This is a genomic window from Streptomyces sp. NPDC005574, from assembly GCF_040605435.1.
Lineage (GTDB): Bacteria > Actinomycetota > Actinomycetes > Streptomycetales > Streptomycetaceae > Streptomyces.
Genome location: NZ_JBEXCW010000345.1, coordinates 1 through 1,180, shown reverse-complemented (window position 1 = coordinate 1,180; position 1,180 = coordinate 1). Strand labels below are relative to the sequence as shown.

1 protein-coding gene is annotated in these 1,180 nt (G+C 53.9%); it reads left to right on the top strand.

The window, feature by feature from the left end:
• Positions 1 to 463 precede the first annotated feature (463 nt).
• Positions 464 to 970 carry a GNAT family N-acetyltransferase gene (locus ABZT03_RS44640; protein WP_356050086.1) on the top strand — a complete coding sequence of 169 codons (507 nt, stop codon included), beginning with the start codon at positions 464 to 466 and terminating at the stop codon, positions 968 to 970.
• Positions 971 to 1,180: the final 210 nt, after the last annotated feature.

Sequence of the window (1,180 nt, the reverse complement as noted above, 5' to 3'; positions counted from 1 at the left end):
GACCCCACGAGAGGCCCACGACGAGTACCTAAATCAACAGCTCGCCGCATGAATTAGCCAATAAGCACCTGTCCGGAAAACGCGGGGCCCCTCAACCATCGTGCTCCACCAATTGACACCCAACCCGGTCTAACTCATGACCATTGGGGCAGCCCAGGCTCATCGACCCACCACCTCCACCGCGCAACACCACGAGAGCATGACCAGCCGTCAGCTGAATTGAGTATCGATTACCTAAGGCGAGTCGGTTTGCGATTCGTGCTTCAACTGTGGGCCGGACGTCACAAGACCTGTGATCATTCCTTTTCTCATATCGGTGGGGGAGGCGAGGACTGAGCAGCACCCAGCTACAACTGAGGAAGGCGCGCCTTCTGATCGCTGCCGAACCCTCCAAGAACACATTGCAGACGCCAACTTTCGCACTCGACATAATCCGCGCATCAGAAAGATGATTTGAAATAAAATGACAACTAATGCAAGAGTAGCCCTTGTGAGCCCGAAATGCAATGCAATATACTTTCGCCCTTTGTGTCGAGCGGACGAGGGGCTAATTCTTCAAGCGGCCAACCATCTTTCACCAAAGAGCCTTTACTTGAGATTCTGTGTCGGTACTCCAAGAATACCCGATCATTACATTTCACTACTCAACTCAATTATTTCTGGGAGCGGGGTCGTGGTTGGGGCTTTTCTGGCAGGCGGAAGCCTTGTCGGCTGGGCGGAGCTAGTCAATACCAGCTCGCAAAAGGCTGATATGGGGATTCTTGTGGTTGACCCTTGGCAGGGGCAAGGTATTGGCGGGCAGTTGCTGGAAAATGTCATGGAGACAGCTGCACGGCAAGGTATGGAAACCGTGACTGCAGACGTGCTGCAAGAGAATGAGCGAGCTATTCGCCTGTTGGTTTCGCGGAAGGGAATTGCGCGACATAAATCGGAAGGGTTGATCAATTTCCATATTTCGGTGGGCCAATGAGGTTTCGAAAGGCTGGCCGCCCTCACGGTGTGCAGACTCGGAATTAACATCATCGCTGGTATCAATAAACGAACGGCCGAGCAAGCCACACCAGCTGCATTCTACCGTAAGCATTCAGAAGGCATTGTCAGGTTGGGCGAGCGTTCGGGGTTGTGAGCCGGTTCGGGACGTGTCTGGCCGTGGTGGTGACGGTGGTTCAGGCCGTGGTGG

What these genes read in the sequence shown, in the direction of transcription:
- ABZT03_RS44640 (WP_356050086.1), top strand. Translation starts at nt 464, where the DNA reads ATGACAACTAATGCAAGAGTAGCCCTTGTGAGCCCGAAATGCAATGCA.